The organism is Deinococcus grandis (genome assembly GCF_001485435.1).
Classification (GTDB): domain Bacteria; phylum Deinococcota; class Deinococci; order Deinococcales; family Deinococcaceae; genus Deinococcus; species Deinococcus grandis.
The window spans coordinates 2,044,203-2,060,294 of the sequence record NZ_BCMS01000001.1; the positions used below are offsets into that span (position 1 = coordinate 2,044,203).

Here is a 16,092-nt window from a genome sequence, read left to right on the forward strand (position 1 = left end):
CAACCCATTCAATCGGAGTCCGTATTACTCGCCGAGCGCGGCGTCGAGCGCGATCTCGATCATGGCGTTGAAGGTCAGCTGGCGTTCCTCGGCGGTGGTCTCCTCGCGGGTGACGAGGTGGTCGCTGATGGTCAGGACGGTCAGGGCCTTCACGCCGTGCTTGGCGGCCAGGGTGTACAGCCCGGCGGCTTCCATCTCGACGGCCAGCACGCCGAAGTCCGCCCAGATTTTGTACTGGTCGAAGTCGTCGTGGTAGAAGGTGTCGCTGCTCATGATGTTGCCGACGTGCGTGGTGTGGCCGCGTTCGCGGGCGATCTGGTAGGCGCGCATCAGCAGGTCGAAGTCGGCGATTGGGGCGAAGTTCTTCGCGCCGAAGCGGATGTTGTTGATGTTGCTGTCCGTGCACGCGGCCTGCGCCAGCACGATGTCCCGCACGTGCACGTCCGCCTGGTAGCTGCCGGCCGTGCCGACACGGATGAGGTTCTTGCAGCCGTACTGGGTGATCAGTTCGCTGACGTAGATCATGGAGCTGGCGATGCCCATGCCGGTGCCCTGCACGCTGACACGCTTGCCCTTGTAGGTGCCGGTGTAGCCGTGCATGCCGCGCACGGTGTTGTGCAGGACGGGGTCGGTCAGGAACGTCTCGGCGATGTGCTTGGCGCGCAGGGGGTCGCCGGGCAGCAGGACGGTTTCGGCGATCTGGCCGGGTTCGGCGTTCAGGTGAATACTCATGACCCCTGAGCCTATCAAGTTCCGGCCCGGCTGTGAATGGACCGGGCGTGGGCCGCAGGATTCACCCCCCGCGGCCCACCTCCTCCTGCCGACGTCCCACTGCCCTGGCAGTGGTGTCCGGTTGCGGTCACGGGAGCACAACACGCCCGCGACCTCCACGTCCTGCCACCGCCTCTCGCGGCTTCTCGTTCCACCCGGTTCAGGGCGCGGCCCCAAACGCCGTTACAGCACTTCGAACAGGCCCGCGGCGCCCATGCCGCCGCCGATGCACATGGTGACGACGACGTGCTTGGCGCCGCGGCGCCGTCCTTCCAGCAGGGCGTGCCCGGTCAGGCGCGCGCCGCTCATGCCGTAGGGGTGCCCGATGCTGATGGAGCCGCCGTTCACGTTGTACTTCTCCGGGTCGATGCCGAGGTGGTCGCGGCAGTACAGGGCCTGCACGGCGAACGCCTCGTTCAGTTCCCACAGGTCGATGTCGTCCACGCTCAGGCCGTGCCGTTTGAGGAGTTTCGGCACGGCGAACACCGGGCCGATGCCCATCTCGTCCGGTTCGCACCCGGCGATGGCGAAGCCCTTGAACAGACCCAGCGGGGCGAGGCCGCGTTCGCGGGCCACGTCGGCATTCATGACGACCACGGCGGCCGCGCCGTCGCTGAGCTGGCTGGCGTTCCCGGCGGTGATCACGCCGCCCTCGAACACGGGCTTCAGCTTGCCCAGGCCTTCCAGGGTGGTGTCGGCGCGGTTCCCCTCGTCCAGGGTGCGGGTGACGGTCTGGTCGCTGATCTCGCCGGTGGCCTTGTCCTGCACCTTCATGGTAGCGGTCATGGGGACGATCTCGTGCTCGAACAGTCCGGCCTGCTGGGCGCGGGCGGTGCGCATCTGCGAGTGGTACGCGTACTCGTCCTGCTGCTCACGGGTGATGCCGTAGCGCTTGGCGACGATCTCGGCGGTTTCCAGCATGGGCATGTAGATGGCGGGCTTGTGCCCCATGAGCCACTCGCCGCGCAGGCGGTACTTGTTCGCGTGCTCGTTCTGCGTCAGGGTGATGCTTTCCAGGCCGCCCGCGACGTACACGTCGCCCTGGCCGGCCATGACGCTGTTCGCGGCGGTCGCGATGGTCTGCAGGCCGCTGGAGCAGAAGCGGTTCACGGTCTGCCCCGCCACGCTGACGGGCAGTCCGGCGCGCAGCGCGATCTGCCGGGCGATGTTGCTGCCGGTAGCACCCTCGGGGTTCCCGGCGCCCATGATGACATCCTCGATCTCGGCGGGGTCCACGCCCGCGCGGGCGACGGCGTGCGTGACGGCGTGCGCGCCCAGGTCGCTGCCGTGCGTGTCGTTCAGGAAGCCGCGGTAGGCCTTGCCGATGGGGGTGCGGGCGGTGGAGACGATGACAGCTTCAGGCATGGGGGTACTCCTTCGCGGCGTGCGCCGCAGGTGAGGGGGTGGGAGAAATTCGGCGCAGTTGGGCCAGGACGAGCGCGGCGGTGTGGTCGGTGGTGTGGTGGTCGAGCACGAACTGCCGTGCGGCCCGCCCGAACGCAGCCGTGCGCTCCGGGTACGCCGCGAGGGCCCGGAGCGCGCGGGCCAGCACGTCCGGCTGGGCGGGGACCGTCAGGCCGGTCACGCCGTCCTGCACGAGTTCCGCCTGCGCCGGAATGTCCGTGGTCACGACCGGGAGACCGGACGCCATCGCCTCCAGCGTCACCAGGGACTGATTCTCGGCCAGGGTGGGTTGCAGCAGCGCGTCCGCCGCGCGGTACAGCTCCGGCATGTCCCAGCGCCGACCCAGGAAGCGCACATTCCGCAATCCCAGCCGTGCCGCGTAGCCCTGCACCAGCGTGCCCACGCTGGAATCCATGTCGCCGACGAACACGAAATCCAGGTCCGGGGCGTGCCGCGCCGCCCGAACGCTCGCCCACTGGTTCTTCTCGGGCGTGAAGCGGCCTGGGATCAGGACCGTGAAGCGCGTGAAGCCCAGCGACTCGCGCAGCGCCGCGCGGTCCTCGGGGGTGGCGGGCCGGAACTGCCCGGGGTCCACGCCGTTCGTCACGAAGGTCGTGTCCCGCAGTCCCATCGGGCCGCGCAGGAAGTCCGCCCCCCAGCGGGACACGGTCAGCAGGTGCCCCGCGCGACGCAGCGGAATCGCCTTCGTGAAGCGGTACGTCTCGCGGTACAGCGCCCGCAGTGGCGGCGCGTAATGGTAGTCCAGCTGATCGTGCGACACGACCAGCGTGGGCGCGGCCAGCCCGGGCAGCAGGCGCAGGTACGTGCCGGGGTCCCAGGCTTGCAAGAGGCGCAGGTCGAAGTCCCGGGTCAACTCCGGCAGCGCCGTCAGGTCCGCGTAGCGCCGCACCGGAATCCCGGCCTCCCCGAACTGCGCGGCCAGCCGGTCCAGGCTCTCCCCCACCCGCAGGAACACCGTGGGCTGCACGCCCCCCGGCAGCAGGCGCGGCAGGACGTACAGCAGCCACAGTTCACTGCCCGCCACGCGCGGCGCGTCGGTCAGGACCGCCAGCCGCAGGGGCCGCGCGGCCGACCCTGCGGCGCGCGTTCCGTCGTCGGGGACAGCTTCCCCCAGCGGAATATTCATGAACCGAGTCTAGCGTCTCCGGTGGGTCGCGTCCCGCGCGGACGCCCCGCCCCACCGGATCGTGCCTCAACTTCCCGGCATGAAGACCGGGTTAATGTCATAGTGACCTGCTGGGACGCCCGCGTCCCCACCCGGAGCCCCCACTGATGAACTTCCTCGCCTTCCTCGACATTCTCGGCCTCGTCCTGTTCGCGCTGTACGTCGTGCAGCAGACCGCCAGCGCCCTGATGCGCCCCCGCCGCATCCCCCACGCCCAGGGCGGCGTGCACGTCACGTTCCTGATCCCGGCGCTGAACGAGGCGCAGGTCATCGAGGCGACCCTCCAGAACGTCCGCACCGTCGCCCCCGACGCCCGCGTGATCGTCATCGACGACGCCAGCGACGACGGCACCGACCGCATCGTCCGCGCCTTCGCGCAGCGCGACCCCGGCGTGCGCCTCCTGCGCCGCGAGTTCCCCGAAGCGCGGCAGAACAAGGGCCGCGCCATGAACTGGGCCGTCACGCGCCTCTTGGCCGAACCCGACATGCACGGCCAGGACCTCACGCAACACGTCTTCGTGGGCCTGGACGCCGACGGCCGCCTCGGGAGCGACTTCGTCCCGCAGGTGCGCGGCGCGTTCCAGGACCCGCACGTCCTCGCCGCGCAGGGCTGGATGCGCTACCGCCAGACCACCAGCGAACTCCCGGGCCTGCAGGGCGCGCTGGCGCGCGTGCTGCTCATCCAGCAGGACCTCGAGAACTTCATCCTGGGCCACTACCAGCGCGTGCGGCACTGGGCGGGCACCGCGTCCCTGACCGGCAACGGCCAGTGCATGCGCGCCAGTTACGTCGCCGGGCAGCTCGCACGCGGCGTGCAGCCCTGGCCGGACGTGCTGCTCGAGGACTTCGGCAGCGCCCTGGAAATCCGCCTGCACGACCCCAAGGCCCGCATCGCGCTGCTGACCGCGCACGTCGGGCAGCAGGGCATGATCAGCCCCGTGCCGTTCATGCGCCAGCGCGCCCGCTGGATCCAGGGCACCATGCAGTGCCTGCGATACCTGGGCCGCCTGTGGGGCGCCCGCGCCCACCCCGTCACCCTGGCGGACTTCACGTACCTGATCCTCGGGCCGTGGCTGAACACCCTGATGATCATCAGCCTGCTGTCCCAGCCGCTGCGCCGCGCGTTCGGCTGGCACGGCTTCACGTCCCCCGCGTGGGTGGCGACCGTGTTCACGCTGCTGCCCCTGGCGTTCCAGCTGAACTGGGCGCTGCGCTACCGCGCCGAACGCCGCCTGCCGCTGTGGGTGGTCGGGTACATCATGCTGACCCTGCCGGTGTTCAGCGCGATCACGCTGTGGTCGCTGCCGCTGGCGCTGTTCAACCACTTCACCGGGCGGCGCGGCTGGTACAAGAGCGTCCGGCACGACGAACCCACCGACGGCACCCTGGCCGCGTCCGGCACCACCAACTGAAGAGCGACAGGACACAGGACGGGCCGGAGGCATCTCACCTCCGGCCCGCTGCCGTTCGCGCTGGGGGCTAGATTCGCTCGCCGGACTGCGGGTCGAACAGGACCGCGCCGGGGCACAGCGCCTCGACGGCTTCCATGAGGATTACCGCGTCGTTGAAGTGATCCATGTCCGGGTCGGGACTCAGCCCGCCGAGGGTCAGCACCGCGCCGAAGGTCTGACGGCGTTCGGCGTCGGTGGCGACCGTCAGGATCACGTCGCGCAGCCCGGCCAGTTCACTGCCCTCGCCTGAACCGTCATCGAGGGCCATGAAGAACCGGTACCCGCCGAACGCGACCTCCCCGGCCCGGTCGCCGGGACGCAGGCTGGCCTCCGCTCCGGCGTGCCGGGCGACCCGCGCGCCAAGCCCGCCCAGGTCGGTGCCTGCCGGGAGGAGCGCGTGGGTCAGGTAAGGGGTGATGCTCAGCGCCCGTCCCTCAGCGGTTCCGGCTGGCGTCGAGGCCCGCGAAACTGCCGCCCTCGTCCGCGAGGCGCTTCAGGAGGGGGGCGGGCGTCTGGCCGTAGCGTTCGAGGTCCGCCACGACGTTTTGCAGGCCCATCTCGTCGGCGTACTGCATGGGGCCGCCGCGGTAGGCGGGGAAGCCGTAGCCGTACAGGTAGATCACGTCGATGTCCCCGGCGCGCGCGGCGATGCCCTCGTCGAGGATCTGCGCGCCCTCGTTCACCAGGGTGTACGCGAGGCGCCGCGTGAGTTCCTCGGTGCTGATGTCGCGGGGCGTGACCCCCTTCTCGCTGCGGTACGTGTCGATGAGGGCCTGCACGTCCGCGTTCGGGCGGGGTTTACGGGTCTCGTCGTAGTCGTAGATGCCGCCGCCCGTCTTCTGGCCCTTGCGGCCGGTCTTCACGATCCGGTCGAGCCAGCCGTCCGGTTCGGGTTCGCCGCTGACCTTCGCACGGTGCACGCGGATGGCGTGGCCGATGTCCAGGCCAGCCATGTCGCTCATCTGGAAGGGTCCCATGGGGAGGCCCAGGGCGTTCATGGCGGCGTCCACGTCCTCGGGGCGGGCGCCTTCCTCGACGAGCTGGCGGGCTTCCTCGCCGTAGCGGTGCACCATGCGGTTCCCGACGAAGCCGTCGCACACGCCGACGACCACGCCCACCTTCCTGATCTTGCGGGCGAGGGCCATGCTGGTCGCCAGCACCGTGTCGCTGGTCTTATCGGCGCGGACGATCTCCAGCAGTTTCATGACGTTGGCGGGGCTGAAGAAGTGCAGGCCGATGACGCTCTCGGGGCGGCTGGTGACGGCGGCGATCTCGTTCACGTCCAGGGTGCTGGTGTTCGTGGCGAGGATCGCGCCGGGCTTGGCGATGGCGTCGAGCCGCGTGAAGATGTCCTTCTTCACATCCATGTTCTCGAACACGGCCTCGATGATGATGTCGGCGTCCGCGAGGCTGCCCATGTCGAGGCTGGGCGTCAGGAGGCCCATGCGGGTCTCGACGTCGTCCTGGCTCATGCGTCCCTTCTTCGCGGTGTTCTCGTAGTTGCGGCGGATGACGCCCAGGCCCCGGTCCAGCGCCTCCTGGGTGGTCTCCACGATGGTCACGGGAATCCCGGCGTTCAGGAAGTTCATGGCGATGCCGCCGCCCATGGTGCCCGCCCCGATGATCCCGGCGCGGCGGATGTCCAGCGTGGGCGTGTCCTTCCCCAGGCCGGGGATCTTCGCGGCTTCCCGCTCGGCGAAGAACACGTGCCGCAGCGCGCGGGACTGCGGGGAGTCCTTCGCCTGCATGAACTTCGTCGCCTCGGCAGTCCAGCCGTCCGCGAAGGGCACGGTGGCGGCCATCTCGGCGAGGTCGATGATGAGTTCCGGGGACAGCTGCCCGCGGTGGGATTTCTTGATGCCCTGGCGGGCGGCGGCGAAGACCTCGGGGGCCGCGCCGTCCACGCCGCGCTCGCTGATGCGCGGGAGGGGCCGGGCGGCGGCGACCTCGCGGGCGAAGGCGACCGCGCCGCTCAGGAGGTCCCCGTCGATCAGGCGGTCGATCAGGCCGACCTCCTGCCCTTCGGTGGCCTTGATCGGGTTGCCGCTCAGCATCATCTCCAGGGCCTTCTGCGCGCCGACCACGCGGGGGAGGCGCTGGGTGCCGCCCGCGCCGGGCAGGACGCCCAGTTTCACCTCGGGCAGACCCAGCTGCGCGTCGGGGGTCGCCACGCGGTACGTGCAGCCCATGGCGAGTTCCAGCCCGCCACCCAGCGCCGTGCCGTGAATGGCGGCGACGGTGGGTTTGGGAAAGGCATCCAGTTTCTCGATGGTGCCGCGCAGGTCCGGCGCCTGCTCGCGGGGCAGGTTGAAGGTCCTGATGTCCGCCCCGGCGACGAAGGTGCGCCCGCCGCCGATGATCACGACGGCCCTGACGGTGTCGTCTGCGGCGGCGGCGTCCAGTCCGGCCTTGAGGCCCTCGGGGACGCCGGGGCTGAAGGCGTTCACGGGCGGGTTCTGGATGGTCAGGATCAGGATGTCGTCCTGGCGGGACTGCGCGACGATGTTCTCGGTGCTCATGCGGGGCCTCCTGCGGGGCGGTCGGGTTGAGGGTGCGGGTGTGCGGCCCCAGCTTTCCATGAAAGGCCGGGACGGTCAAACACGTTCACGTTCAGAGTGTACGTTGACGTTCACTTTCGCGCAGGGGCGGGGTATGCTGCCGGGCATGACCGACAGTCAGACTGCCGCCACCCCGCAGGCCAGCATGCGCGCCATCCGCGTGGAACGCCTCGGGCCGCCCGACGTCATGCAGCTCCAGGACGCGCCCGTCCCCTCCCCCGCGCCCGGCGAGGTCCGCGTGCGCGTCGAGGCGGTCGGCATCAACTTCGCCGACGCGCTGGCCGTCGCCGGGGAGTACCTCACCCGCACCCGCGTGCCGTACACGCCCGGCATGGAATTCGCCGGGATCGTGGACGCCCTGGGCGAGGGCGTCCAAGGCGTGCAGGTCGGCACGCGCGTCGCCGCGCTGGGCGGCAGCGGCGCCATGGCCGAGTACGCCACCGTGCCCGCCGCCGCGCTGATCCCCGTCCCGCAGAGCCTCAGCGGCGCGCAGGCCGCCGCGTTCCCCGTGTCGTACTTCACCGCGTACCACGGCCTGAAAACCCTCGGGCGCGGCGAGGCGGGCGAATGGGTGCTCGTGCAGGCCGCCGCCGGGGCGTTGGGCACCGCCAGCATCCAGCTCGCCAAGGCCCTGGGCATGAACGTCATCGCCCTGGCCAGCACCGACGAGAAACTGGAGATCGCCCGCACCCTGGGCGCGGACGTCACCATCCTGCAGGACGACCCGGACCGCGTGAAGAAAGTCCGCGACGCGGCGGGCGGGAAGGGCGTGCCCCTGATCCTGGAGGTCGTGGGCGGCAAACGCTTCCAGGAGAGCCTCGACATGGCCGCCAGCCGCGGCCGGATCATCGTGATCGGCAACGCCAGCCGCGAACAGGCGAACCTGCGCCCCGTGGAACTCATGAAACGCAACCTGACCGTCACGGGCCTGTGGCTGACCAGCCTCATGAACGACGCGCCCGCCACCGCCGAGGCCGCCCGCGCTCTGGCCGAACTCGTCGGCAGCGGGAAGGTCGTCCCGCAGGTCGGCCCCACCTACGCCCTGGACCAGAGCGTGCAGGCCTTCGAGGACCTCCTGAACCGCCGCACGACCGGCAAGGTCATCATCGAACCCGGCCGCTGAGGCTCACCACCCAGCGAACTGCACGGCGCCCCTCCCACGTGGGGGGGCGTCTTCTGCTGTTCCCCGCCTCGGGTCCGGGCCTCCGGTCCCAGCCTCCGGTCCCGGCCGACCGTTTCGCGGCCGATCACGGGCTGATCATGCCCCGGGAGGCACAGTGCAGGCCAGCCCCGCTAACGCGGCCATAACGCGCGGGCGGGCACACTCGGCCTCACTCGTCCTCTCATCCATCCGGAGCGTCCCTGTCATGATCCCCACCCTGTTCCCCGACCGTCATCCCGTCGCGTTCCTCGTTCACCCCCGTACCGACGTCGCCGCCGATCTGGGCGGTATCTGCCGCCCGCTGGGCTGGGTGCCGAACGGCGTGTACGCGGCCGCGCTGCGCCGCGTGGAGTTCCCCAGCCCGGTCACGGGCACGCTGCGCTTCGCGGACGACCCGGCCCGCACCGCCGGGTGGCTGATCACGGTGCCCCTGACGCCCCGCGACCTGCTGAGTGGCGGGCGGCGCGCGCAGCGGATCATCGGGCGGGCCGTGGACCGCGCCGCGCAGCTCGGCGCGCGCACCGTCGGGCTGGGTGCCCTGACCGCCCCGGCCACAGCGGGCGGCGCGGCGCTGCGGCACCGGACGGACATCGGCGTGACGAACGGGAACGCGTTCACGGCCGCCATGACCCTGCTGGGCGCGCAGCGGCTGCTGGACGACCTGCCGGGCGACGCGCTGGTGGCGGTCGTGGGCGCGACCGGGAGCGTCGGCGGGTGCCTGACTCGGCTGCTCGCGCAGAGAACGCCGAATCCGCTGCTGCTCGTCGCGCGGAACGAGGCGCGGCTGCGGTCCCTGCGGGCCAGCCTCCCGGCCGGGCGGGCGGTCGCCACGACCGACCTGGACCGCGTGCGGGACGCGGACCTGGTGATCCTGCTGACGAGCGCCGAGGACGCCCTGCTGGGCTCCCGGCACCTGAAACGCGGCGCGGTCGTGCTGGACGACACCCAGCCGCGCAACACCCGTCCGGAGCTGCTGCTGGAACGCCCGGACGTGCGGATCGTGGACGGCGGACTGGTCAGCGTGCCCGGCGTGCAGCGGCGCGGCTTCATCGGGCTGCCGCCCGGCGTGGCGTACGCGTGCCTCGCCGAGACGCTGCTGCTGGGCCTGAGCGGGCACCGGGGGCACTACTCGCTGGGCAGCCCCAGTCCCGAGCAGGCGACGCTGCTGCTGGACGTGGCGCGGCAGGCGCGGCACCTGGGGTTCACGCTGGCCGCCCCGCACTCGTTCGGGCAGCCGGTCACCGTGACCCGCCGCTTCGAGTCGCCCCTGCCCGCCGGGGTGGTCTCGCAGGACCGCCAGCGGGGCGAGGTGGTCGCGTGAACGCCCCCGGTCACGGCAGTCCGGTGACGCGGGTGGTCGTCGTGGGCGGCGGGTACGTGGGCGTGGACGCCTGCCGGGCCCTGCGGCGCGGCGCGGGACGGCAGCTGGCGCGGGGCGAGATGCAGGTCACGGTCGTGAACCCCACCCCGTACCACACCTTCCACGGGTTCACGGGCGAGGCGCTGGGCGGGCAGCTGGCCCTGACGCGCACGCTGACGCCCCTGCGGCCCCTGCTGCCCGGCGCAGAGGTCGTGCAGGGCACGGTCACGCGGGTGGACCTGACCATGCAGCGCGTGCAGGTCACGCGCCCCGGCGCGGAGGCGACGTGGCTGCCGTTCGATCACCTGATCCTGGGCGTGGGCTCCGTGGACCCGTTCGGTCGCGTGCCGGGCCTGCGCGAGCACGGCTGGACGCTGAAACGCCCGCAGGACATGCAGGCGTTCCGCACGCAGGTCGGGCTGCGGTTCGCGGCGCGCACGCCCACGACGATCAACGTGATCGGCGGCGGGTACGCCGGGGTCGAGATGGCCGCCGCGCTGCGTGAACGCCAGCGGCGCGAGGGCCTGCCGGGCGACGTGCACCTGATCAGCGCCGGAGGGGTGCTGGACACTCTCCCGCCCGAACTGGCGGGGCTGCGCGCCCACGCCCGCGCGTCACTGGAGGCGCTGGGCGTGCAGCTGCACGAGCACACCCGCGTGCAGGCCGTCGAACCGCTCGGCGCGCGAATGGAGGGCGGCACGCTGCGCCGCGCGGACCTCACGCTGCTGGCAGCCGGGATCGCGCACACCGCCCTGCCCGGCACGGAAGGACTGCCCCGCGACGAACGGGGCCGCCTGCTGACCGACGAGTTCCTGCGCGTGACCGGCTGCCACAACGTCTGGGCCGGTGGGGACGCCGCGTGCGTCCGCCAGCCGCGCGGCGAGGACCCGGCGAACGCCCTGTACGCCATGAAGCACGGCCTGTGCATCGGCCGGAACGTGGCCCGCAGCGTGCGCCGCCTGCCGCTGCGGCCCTTCCGGTACGGCGGGCTGGGGCAGAGTGCCAGCCTGGGCCGCTGGAACGCCATCACCGAACTGCGCGGCGTGACCTTCACCGGGCCGGTCGCGTGGCTGATGCGACTGGTGTTCTTCACGTGGTTCATGCCCAGCCGGGCGCAGGGCTGGCGGGTCCTGCGCGACCTGCTGCGGCCCCCCACCCCCCCGCACGCCCCGCTGAACGTCCACGAAGCCATGAGCGCTGCCGACTGACCGACCACGACGGATGGGCTGTGGGCCCCGTGGAAACTGCCCACGACCCACCTCCTTCAACCTCCCATGCGGATTCTGTCTGTTCCATTGCTCCGTATCACTCTCACTGGTCGGTAGAGTGCACGTTCGTGAACTTTAAGACCCGCGGCTTCGATCTGGAGCGGATCGGCATCACCCGCCCAGACCGACTGGAACGCCTCTTCGGGCTGGTCTAGTCATCCTGGCCTGGATCAGCTGCCCAAGGGTGGCCTCTACGCGCAACTCCCGATCAGGGTGAAGGCTCATGGCCGCTCGGCCATGAGCCTCATGCATTACGGCGCTGAACAGGTGTGCCATGCCCTGCGGTGCAATCTCCCCGAATTACCCCACTGATCAAACTGATAAGCACGCCATTTTACGCGCCTGGCGCGGCTTGAAGACAAGGTCTTCGGTACAAAGGGTAGCGGGACAGCACCGGACCTCACGCCACCCCTTTACCGCACGCGGGCGCGGGCGAACAGCAAGGCCATCAGGACCCCGAGCGTCAGGAGCCCAGCACTTGTCCCCGCTAGGAGCGGCATGCCCGCCTCAACGCGGCTGGGCAGATGGCCCGCAATAAAGGCCTGTACGACGGGCAGCGGGATCGCTTCCTTCTGTGAGAGCGGGCCAAATTGCTCAGGCGTATACACCAGCGTCACTTTCCGGAGGAAAGGATCGATCGATGATCCTAGGACGGCGAGACTGGCGGCAATAGAGGCCAGCGCAGCCACCGCAGGCGGCGTCAGCTGGACCAGGAGCGCCGCGAGCACAAACACCCCGACGCCCCGGAACCAGACCAGGGCCGTACCAATCCAGAACTCTGAACGCATCACCTCGCTGCTGGACCACCACGTGAAGTCAAGCGCCCCCCGCGTGCTGGCCAGAAAGGCACCCAGCAGCACCACTGTCGTGATGGCCGCGAGTCCTGACAACAGCCGCACGCCCAGAATCCGTCCAGTGGCGAGTGGTTGAAGGCGCAGGAACCCCATGCCACTGTTGAACCGGCTTCCGAACCACGCGCCCACCAACGTGGCCACCAGCGGCGCCCACCAATCGAACCAGCGACCAGCAAACAGGAGGTCCACCTTGCATGTCGATTCCTGGTCCGCCAGCAAGCCAGCGTAGACCGTGCACATCGTTCCGGTAGCCCATGGACCAAGTTCATGCACGGCGGCAAATGGCGGGAGGCCCTGCAGGACTCGTGCCGCGTAGCCGAGCCCGATGATTAGGGAAAGCGCGCCCAGGAGGAGGAGAGGTAGCCGGACGTGCCGCCATTCAAGCCAGCTCACGCCACACCACCAAGCAGTTCCGCGTAGGCATCTGCGAGTGGACGTGGCTTCACCTGAACGTCCACGGGACGCAAACTGGCCAGCGCGGCCAGAAGCGCTTCACGACCGCCTTGGACATGCACGGTCAAGGTGCGGCCCTGCACCTCAAAGCCCTGCACGCCCGGCAAGGCGCGCAGATTTTGAATGGTACCGGCTGGAACGACGCCAGGCAGGATGGCCTGCACAATGGCATGCTGAGTGCGGAGTTCATCCAAGTCCGCTTCAAGAATGATTCGGCCATCTTTCAGAAACGCGGCGCGATCAGCGAGACCTTCCACTTCGTGCAGCACGTGCGAACTGAGCAGGACGCTGTTGCCCTCCGAGGCGTACGCGACGAGCAGCTGCGCGAACAGGATCCGGTGATCCGGGTCGAGTCCATTGGTGGGCTCATCCAGCAGCATGACCTCCGTGCCGCTGCCGAGCGCATACGCCAGGGCCAGTCCCATGCGCTGACCGGTGCTCAGCCGGCCCGCACGTTGATCCAGTGGCACATGTAATTCAGCGGCCGTCTCCAGGGCGCGCTTCATACTCCAGCGTGGGTAGACGCGGCGGCCGAACGAGAAATGCGTACGCGCGGTTTCCTGCACCATCACGGCACCAGTGGTCGGCACATACGTCGCGCGCTGGCGCACCTGCGGGCCCTTCGCGTTAGGCGGAAGATCCAGAATACGGACCTGACCCCTCTGACGTGGATGTAAGCCCAGCACACTGCGCATCAAGGTCGACTTCCCGCTGCCGTTCTGGCCGAGCAGTGCGGTAATCGATCCTTGGGTCACACTCAGATCAGCGCCTTGGAGCACCGCGCGTCGCCCCTGACGGGCCACCAGACCTTCAACGTGGAGCGCATTCATAGGGCCTCCATCCGCTTGGCTGCGGTGAACTGCTGGCAGAGCTCATCAATGTCCTGCATGGTCATTCCACTCATGAGCATGCGGTGCAGGACATCGCGCAACTCCTCCGTGAGGACCTGTTGACTGGCCTCATCGATGAAGTGTGTGGCGGCGAGCGCACAGACGGTCGTGCCGGCCCCTGCCCGACTTTCAATTAGGCCCTGCCGCTGTAGTTCGGCGTACGCGCGCGTGACGGTGTTCGGCGCCAGTCTCAGGGTGCTGGCCAAGCGCCGGACCGTGGGCAGGGCGTCGCCGCTGCGGAGAGTGCCTCGTAGGATCGCGCGGGTGAAGGCCTGCGTCAGCTGGACGTAGATTGGAATGCCACTGTGTGGGTTGATCTGCGGCGTGATCCAATCCAGCACCCCTCGTTCATCTCGCGAGTCTTGTGTCATTATAGTAATACATTGGCACATATGGCAGTCGGAAGTCAACAGCGTATAGGTTATGTGTTAGGCGTTAAACATCAGCAAAGCCGCCGCCGTACAGCCCGCCAAGATCCCCCTCACGCCACTCGCGCGTAGTCAGGTTCCAGCTCCCCCAGTCACATGAGCAAAATGGGTTCCGGCAACTTAGAGCCCCTATCTAAACCTCAGGTTGGGCGCACAAGGTGAGGCAGGGCTATGTCACTGGTCAGCGAAGAGTTGTGGCAGCTGATCCATCCGCTGCTCCCGCCTGACGCACCTCATCCCAGAGGTACTCGAGACCGGCATTGACTGGGAACACCTCCCGCGTGACCTCGGGTATGACAGCAGCATCACTTGCTAGCGTCGGGTATGCGGCGGGTGCATTCACCCGCCTGCACCAGATGCTCCTCAACCGCATGACGTAGGCGGATCACTTCGATTGGTAATGGGTGGGTGTGAACTGCACGAGCATCCTCGGGGGGCTGAAACGGGGCCCAACACCACGGATCGAGACCGGCCCGCCAGCAAGCGTCATGTGATCGTCAATAACGAAGAGACACCATTGGCGGTCCGTATCCCCCCAGCCAATCTGCCTCACAGCACGCTCTTTGAAGCCCTGCTCGACGCGATGCCGCCCATCCATAATGGGCGGCGTGGCCGGACCCGCAGCAGTCCGGAGCGGCTGATGAGGACAAAGCGTAAGACATTCGCCGGTGCCGACACGCCCGGCGGCACCCCGGCATCAATGTGCTGATCGTACGCCGGGGTCGGGAGTCCAATGAGCGGTTGGGGTGACACCGCTGAGTGGTCAAGCGGACGTGAGCGTGGTTCAGCCTGTTCCTTCGTCTGCGAGCGAGATATGACGTGCGGGCGGACATCCACTTGGTATTCACGCAGCCGGTGGTGCGGCCTGATCACCTTCAAGCAGCACCACCGGTATTGTCATGCGTTCTTACTGCGTGAAGAAGCGCAGCAGGGGCCGCCACCAGGGGATGGCGAGCAGGATGGTCACGAGGCTCAGCGCGGTCCAGAGGGTCGCGGCGCGGAACTTGCCCTGGTCGGTGGGGGCCTTGCGGGCCTGCACGCTGGCGAGGGTGCCGAACACGGCGGCGATGATGCCCAGACCCAGGTGTTCCCACTGGAAGCTGGTGCGCGGCCCATTCGCGAACACGGGGATGTTCTGCATCCCCATGAACGCGAACAGCAGCAGGCCCAGCACGACCTGCAGGTGCAGGCTGCCCATGAACATCACGACCGGGCGGCGGTCGGCGGGCGTGAAGGTGCGCCCGCCGGACGCGCCGGGCACGCTGCGGATCAGGGTCCAGATGCCCGCGATCAGGATCAGCCAGCGGTTGAGGTTGTGGAGGGTCAGGAGCACGAGGTACAGGGTCGCCATGCCCGCAAGCCTAACCTGACCGCTCGGTAAGCTCAAGGGACAGGTCGGGCTCCAGTCAGCGCCCGCGCTCAGAACACGACGGTCTTGTTGCCGTACACGAGCACGCGGTCCTCGACGTGGGCTTTCACGGCGCGGGCCAGCACCTGCCGTTCCACGTCCCGCCCGATGCGCATCAGGCTGTCGGGCGTCTCGCGGTGCGTGACGGGAATGACGTCCTGCGCGATGATCGGCCCGGCGTCGAGTTCCTCGGTGACGTAGTGGCTGGTCGCGCCGATGAGTTTCACGCCCCGGTTGAACGCCGCGCGGTAGGGGTTCGCGCCGACGAACGCCGGGAGGAACGAGTGGTGGATGTTGATCACGGGCCGCCCGAAGCTGCGCAGGAAGTCCCCGCTGAGGATCTGCATGTAGCGCGCCAGCACGGCGAAGTCCGCGCCCGCCTCGTGCATCAGGCGGACCTGCTCGGCTTCCGCCTCGGCCTTGGTGTCCTTCGTGACGGGCACGACGTGGAAGGGAATGCCGAACATCTCCGCGTCGCGGCGGAGGTCGTCGTGGTTGCTGATGATCAGCGGAATCTCGATGTTCAGTTCGCCCCGGCGTTTGCGCCACAGCAGGTCCAGGAAGCAGTGGTCGTAGCGGCTCACGAGCAGCGCCATGCGTTTGGGCTGCGTGGTGTACGCGACGCGCCACTCCATCCCGAAGGGCGCGGCGACGACGGTCGCGAAGGCCCGCTCGAACTGGTCCCGGGCGAGGTCGAGGCCCGCGAGGTGGAATTCCATGCGCATGAAGAACGTGCCGCCCGCCGGGTCGGTGCTGTGCTGGTCGCTGTGCAGGATGTTCGCGCCGTGGTTGTGCAGGAACTGCGAGACCGCCGCGACGATCCCGCCCCGGTCGGGGCAGGTGATCGTCAGGACGGCGGTGTTCAGGGGGTCGAGCGCGGCTGGTGGCACCGTCATATC

At 69.2% G+C, this 16,092-nt stretch carries 14 protein-coding genes; 4 read left to right on the forward strand and 10 right to left on the reverse strand.

The features are described from left to right. Positions 1–24 precede the first annotated feature (24 nt). From deoD to DEIGR_RS10055, 3 genes are all read right to left on the reverse strand, one after another. Complete coding sequence (gene deoD / locus DEIGR_RS10045) at positions 25–732, reverse strand: purine-nucleoside phosphorylase (RefSeq protein ID WP_058976899.1); 708 nt, start codon at positions 730–732, stop codon at positions 25–27. Between the two features lie 222 nt (positions 733–954). After that, positions 955–2,136 carry an acetyl-CoA C-acyltransferase gene (locus DEIGR_RS10050; RefSeq protein ID WP_058976901.1) on the reverse strand — a complete coding sequence of 394 codons (1,182 nt, stop codon included), beginning with the start codon at positions 2,134–2,136 and terminating at the stop codon, positions 955–957. Next, entirely contained in the window at positions 2,129–3,322 is a 1,194-nt protein-coding gene (locus tag DEIGR_RS10055) for a glycosyltransferase family 4 protein (RefSeq protein ID WP_083523999.1), read from the reverse strand. The genes DEIGR_RS10050 and DEIGR_RS10055 overlap by 8 nt, the downstream gene beginning before the upstream one ends. Positions 3,323–3,468: 146 nt before the next feature. Between DEIGR_RS10055 and DEIGR_RS10060 the strand changes: the two genes are divergently transcribed. Beyond that, complete coding sequence (locus DEIGR_RS10060) at positions 3,469–4,773, forward strand: glycosyltransferase family 2 protein (protein ID WP_083524000.1); 1,305 nt, start codon at positions 3,469–3,471, stop codon at positions 4,771–4,773. Positions 4,774–4,840: 67 nt separating this feature from the next. On the opposite strand, the gene DEIGR_RS10065 is transcribed toward DEIGR_RS10060, so the two are convergent. Together DEIGR_RS10065 and DEIGR_RS10070 are read right to left on the reverse strand one after the other, a co-directional pair. Next, entirely contained in the window at positions 4,841–5,080 is a 240-nt protein-coding gene (locus DEIGR_RS10065; protein ID WP_058976905.1) for a hypothetical protein, read from the reverse strand. Between the two features lie 166 nt (positions 5,081–5,246). Next, the gene (locus tag DEIGR_RS10070) at positions 5,247–7,331 is read right to left on the reverse strand and encodes a 3-hydroxyacyl-CoA dehydrogenase NAD-binding domain-containing protein (RefSeq protein WP_058976907.1); all 2,085 of its coding nucleotides are present in this window, start codon (positions 7,329–7,331) and stop codon (positions 5,247–5,249) included. A gap of 145 nt (positions 7,332–7,476) precedes the next feature. Between DEIGR_RS10070 and DEIGR_RS10075 the strand changes: the two genes are divergently transcribed. From DEIGR_RS10075 to DEIGR_RS10085, 3 genes are all read left to right on the forward strand, one after another. Further along, positions 7,477–8,493: an NADPH:quinone oxidoreductase family protein gene (locus tag DEIGR_RS10075; protein ID WP_058976909.1), complete on the forward strand. Its 1,017-nt coding sequence runs from the start codon at positions 7,477–7,479 to the stop codon at positions 8,491–8,493. Between the two features lie 244 nt (positions 8,494–8,737). Further along, positions 8,738–9,853, forward strand: a complete 1,116-nt coding sequence (locus tag DEIGR_RS10080; RefSeq protein WP_058976911.1) for a semialdehyde dehydrogenase — start codon at positions 8,738–8,740, stop codon at positions 9,851–9,853. Further along, positions 9,850–11,100: an NAD(P)/FAD-dependent oxidoreductase gene (locus tag DEIGR_RS10085; protein ID WP_083524001.1), complete on the forward strand. Its 1,251-nt coding sequence runs from the start codon at positions 9,850–9,852 to the stop codon at positions 11,098–11,100. The genes DEIGR_RS10080 and DEIGR_RS10085 overlap by 4 nt, the downstream gene beginning before the upstream one ends. 473 nt (positions 11,101–11,573) lie before the next feature. Here DEIGR_RS10085 and DEIGR_RS10090 read toward each other — a convergent pair whose 3' ends face one another. From DEIGR_RS10090 to purU, 5 genes are all read right to left on the reverse strand, one after another. Continuing rightward, entirely contained in the window at positions 11,574–12,407 is an 834-nt protein-coding gene (locus DEIGR_RS10090; protein ID WP_153013700.1) for a hypothetical protein, read from the reverse strand. Then, the gene (locus DEIGR_RS19635; RefSeq protein ID WP_083524002.1) at positions 12,404–13,297 is read right to left on the reverse strand and encodes an ABC transporter ATP-binding protein; all 894 of its coding nucleotides are present in this window, start codon (positions 13,295–13,297) and stop codon (positions 12,404–12,406) included. Before DEIGR_RS19635 ends, DEIGR_RS10090 begins: the two co-directional genes overlap by 4 nt. Then, the gene (locus tag DEIGR_RS10100; RefSeq protein ID WP_058976919.1) at positions 13,294–13,698 is read right to left on the reverse strand and encodes a GntR family transcriptional regulator; all 405 of its coding nucleotides are present in this window, start codon (positions 13,696–13,698) and stop codon (positions 13,294–13,296) included. The genes DEIGR_RS19635 and DEIGR_RS10100 overlap by 4 nt, the downstream gene beginning before the upstream one ends. 994 nt (positions 13,699–14,692) lie before the next feature. Next, positions 14,693–15,136 carry a hypothetical protein gene (locus tag DEIGR_RS10105; protein ID WP_058976921.1) on the reverse strand — a complete coding sequence of 148 codons (444 nt, stop codon included), beginning with the start codon at positions 15,134–15,136 and terminating at the stop codon, positions 14,693–14,695. Positions 15,137–15,204: 68 nt separating this feature from the next. After that, on the reverse strand, positions 15,205–16,089 hold the full coding sequence (gene purU, locus DEIGR_RS10110) for a formyltetrahydrofolate deformylase (protein WP_058976923.1): 885 nt from the start codon (positions 16,087–16,089) through the stop codon (positions 15,205–15,207). Positions 16,090–16,092 lie beyond the last annotated feature (3 nt).

Bases quoted from the DNA above. Each gene is read 5' to 3' on its own strand.
- deoD (WP_058976899.1), bottom strand. From the start codon at position 732: ATGAGTATTCACCTGAACGCCGAACCCGGCCAGATCGCCGAAACCGTC.
- DEIGR_RS10050 (WP_058976901.1), bottom strand. From the start codon at position 2,136: ATGCCTGAAGCTGTCATCGTCTCCACCGCCCGCACCCCCATCGGCAAG.
- DEIGR_RS10055 (WP_083523999.1), bottom strand. From the start codon at position 3,322: ATGAATATTCCGCTGGGGGAAGCTGTCCCCGACGACGGAACGCGCGCC.
- DEIGR_RS10060 (WP_083524000.1), top strand. From the start codon at position 3,469: ATGAACTTCCTCGCCTTCCTCGACATTCTCGGCCTCGTCCTGTTCGCG.
- DEIGR_RS10065 (WP_058976905.1), bottom strand. From the start codon at position 5,080: ATGGCCCTCGATGACGGTTCAGGCGAGGGCAGTGAACTGGCCGGGCTG.
- DEIGR_RS10070 (WP_058976907.1), bottom strand. From the start codon at position 7,331: ATGAGCACCGAGAACATCGTCGCGCAGTCCCGCCAGGACGACATCCTG.
- DEIGR_RS10075 (WP_058976909.1), top strand. From the start codon at position 7,477: ATGACCGACAGTCAGACTGCCGCCACCCCGCAGGCCAGCATGCGCGCC.
- DEIGR_RS10080 (WP_058976911.1), top strand. From the start codon at position 8,738: ATGATCCCCACCCTGTTCCCCGACCGTCATCCCGTCGCGTTCCTCGTT.
- DEIGR_RS19635 (WP_083524002.1), bottom strand. From the start codon at position 13,297: ATGAATGCGCTCCACGTTGAAGGTCTGGTGGCCCGTCAGGGGCGACGC.
- DEIGR_RS10105 (WP_058976921.1), bottom strand. From the start codon at position 15,136: ATGGCGACCCTGTACCTCGTGCTCCTGACCCTCCACAACCTCAACCGC.
- purU (WP_058976923.1), bottom strand. From the start codon at position 16,089: ATGACGGTGCCACCAGCCGCGCTCGACCCCCTGAACACCGCCGTCCTG.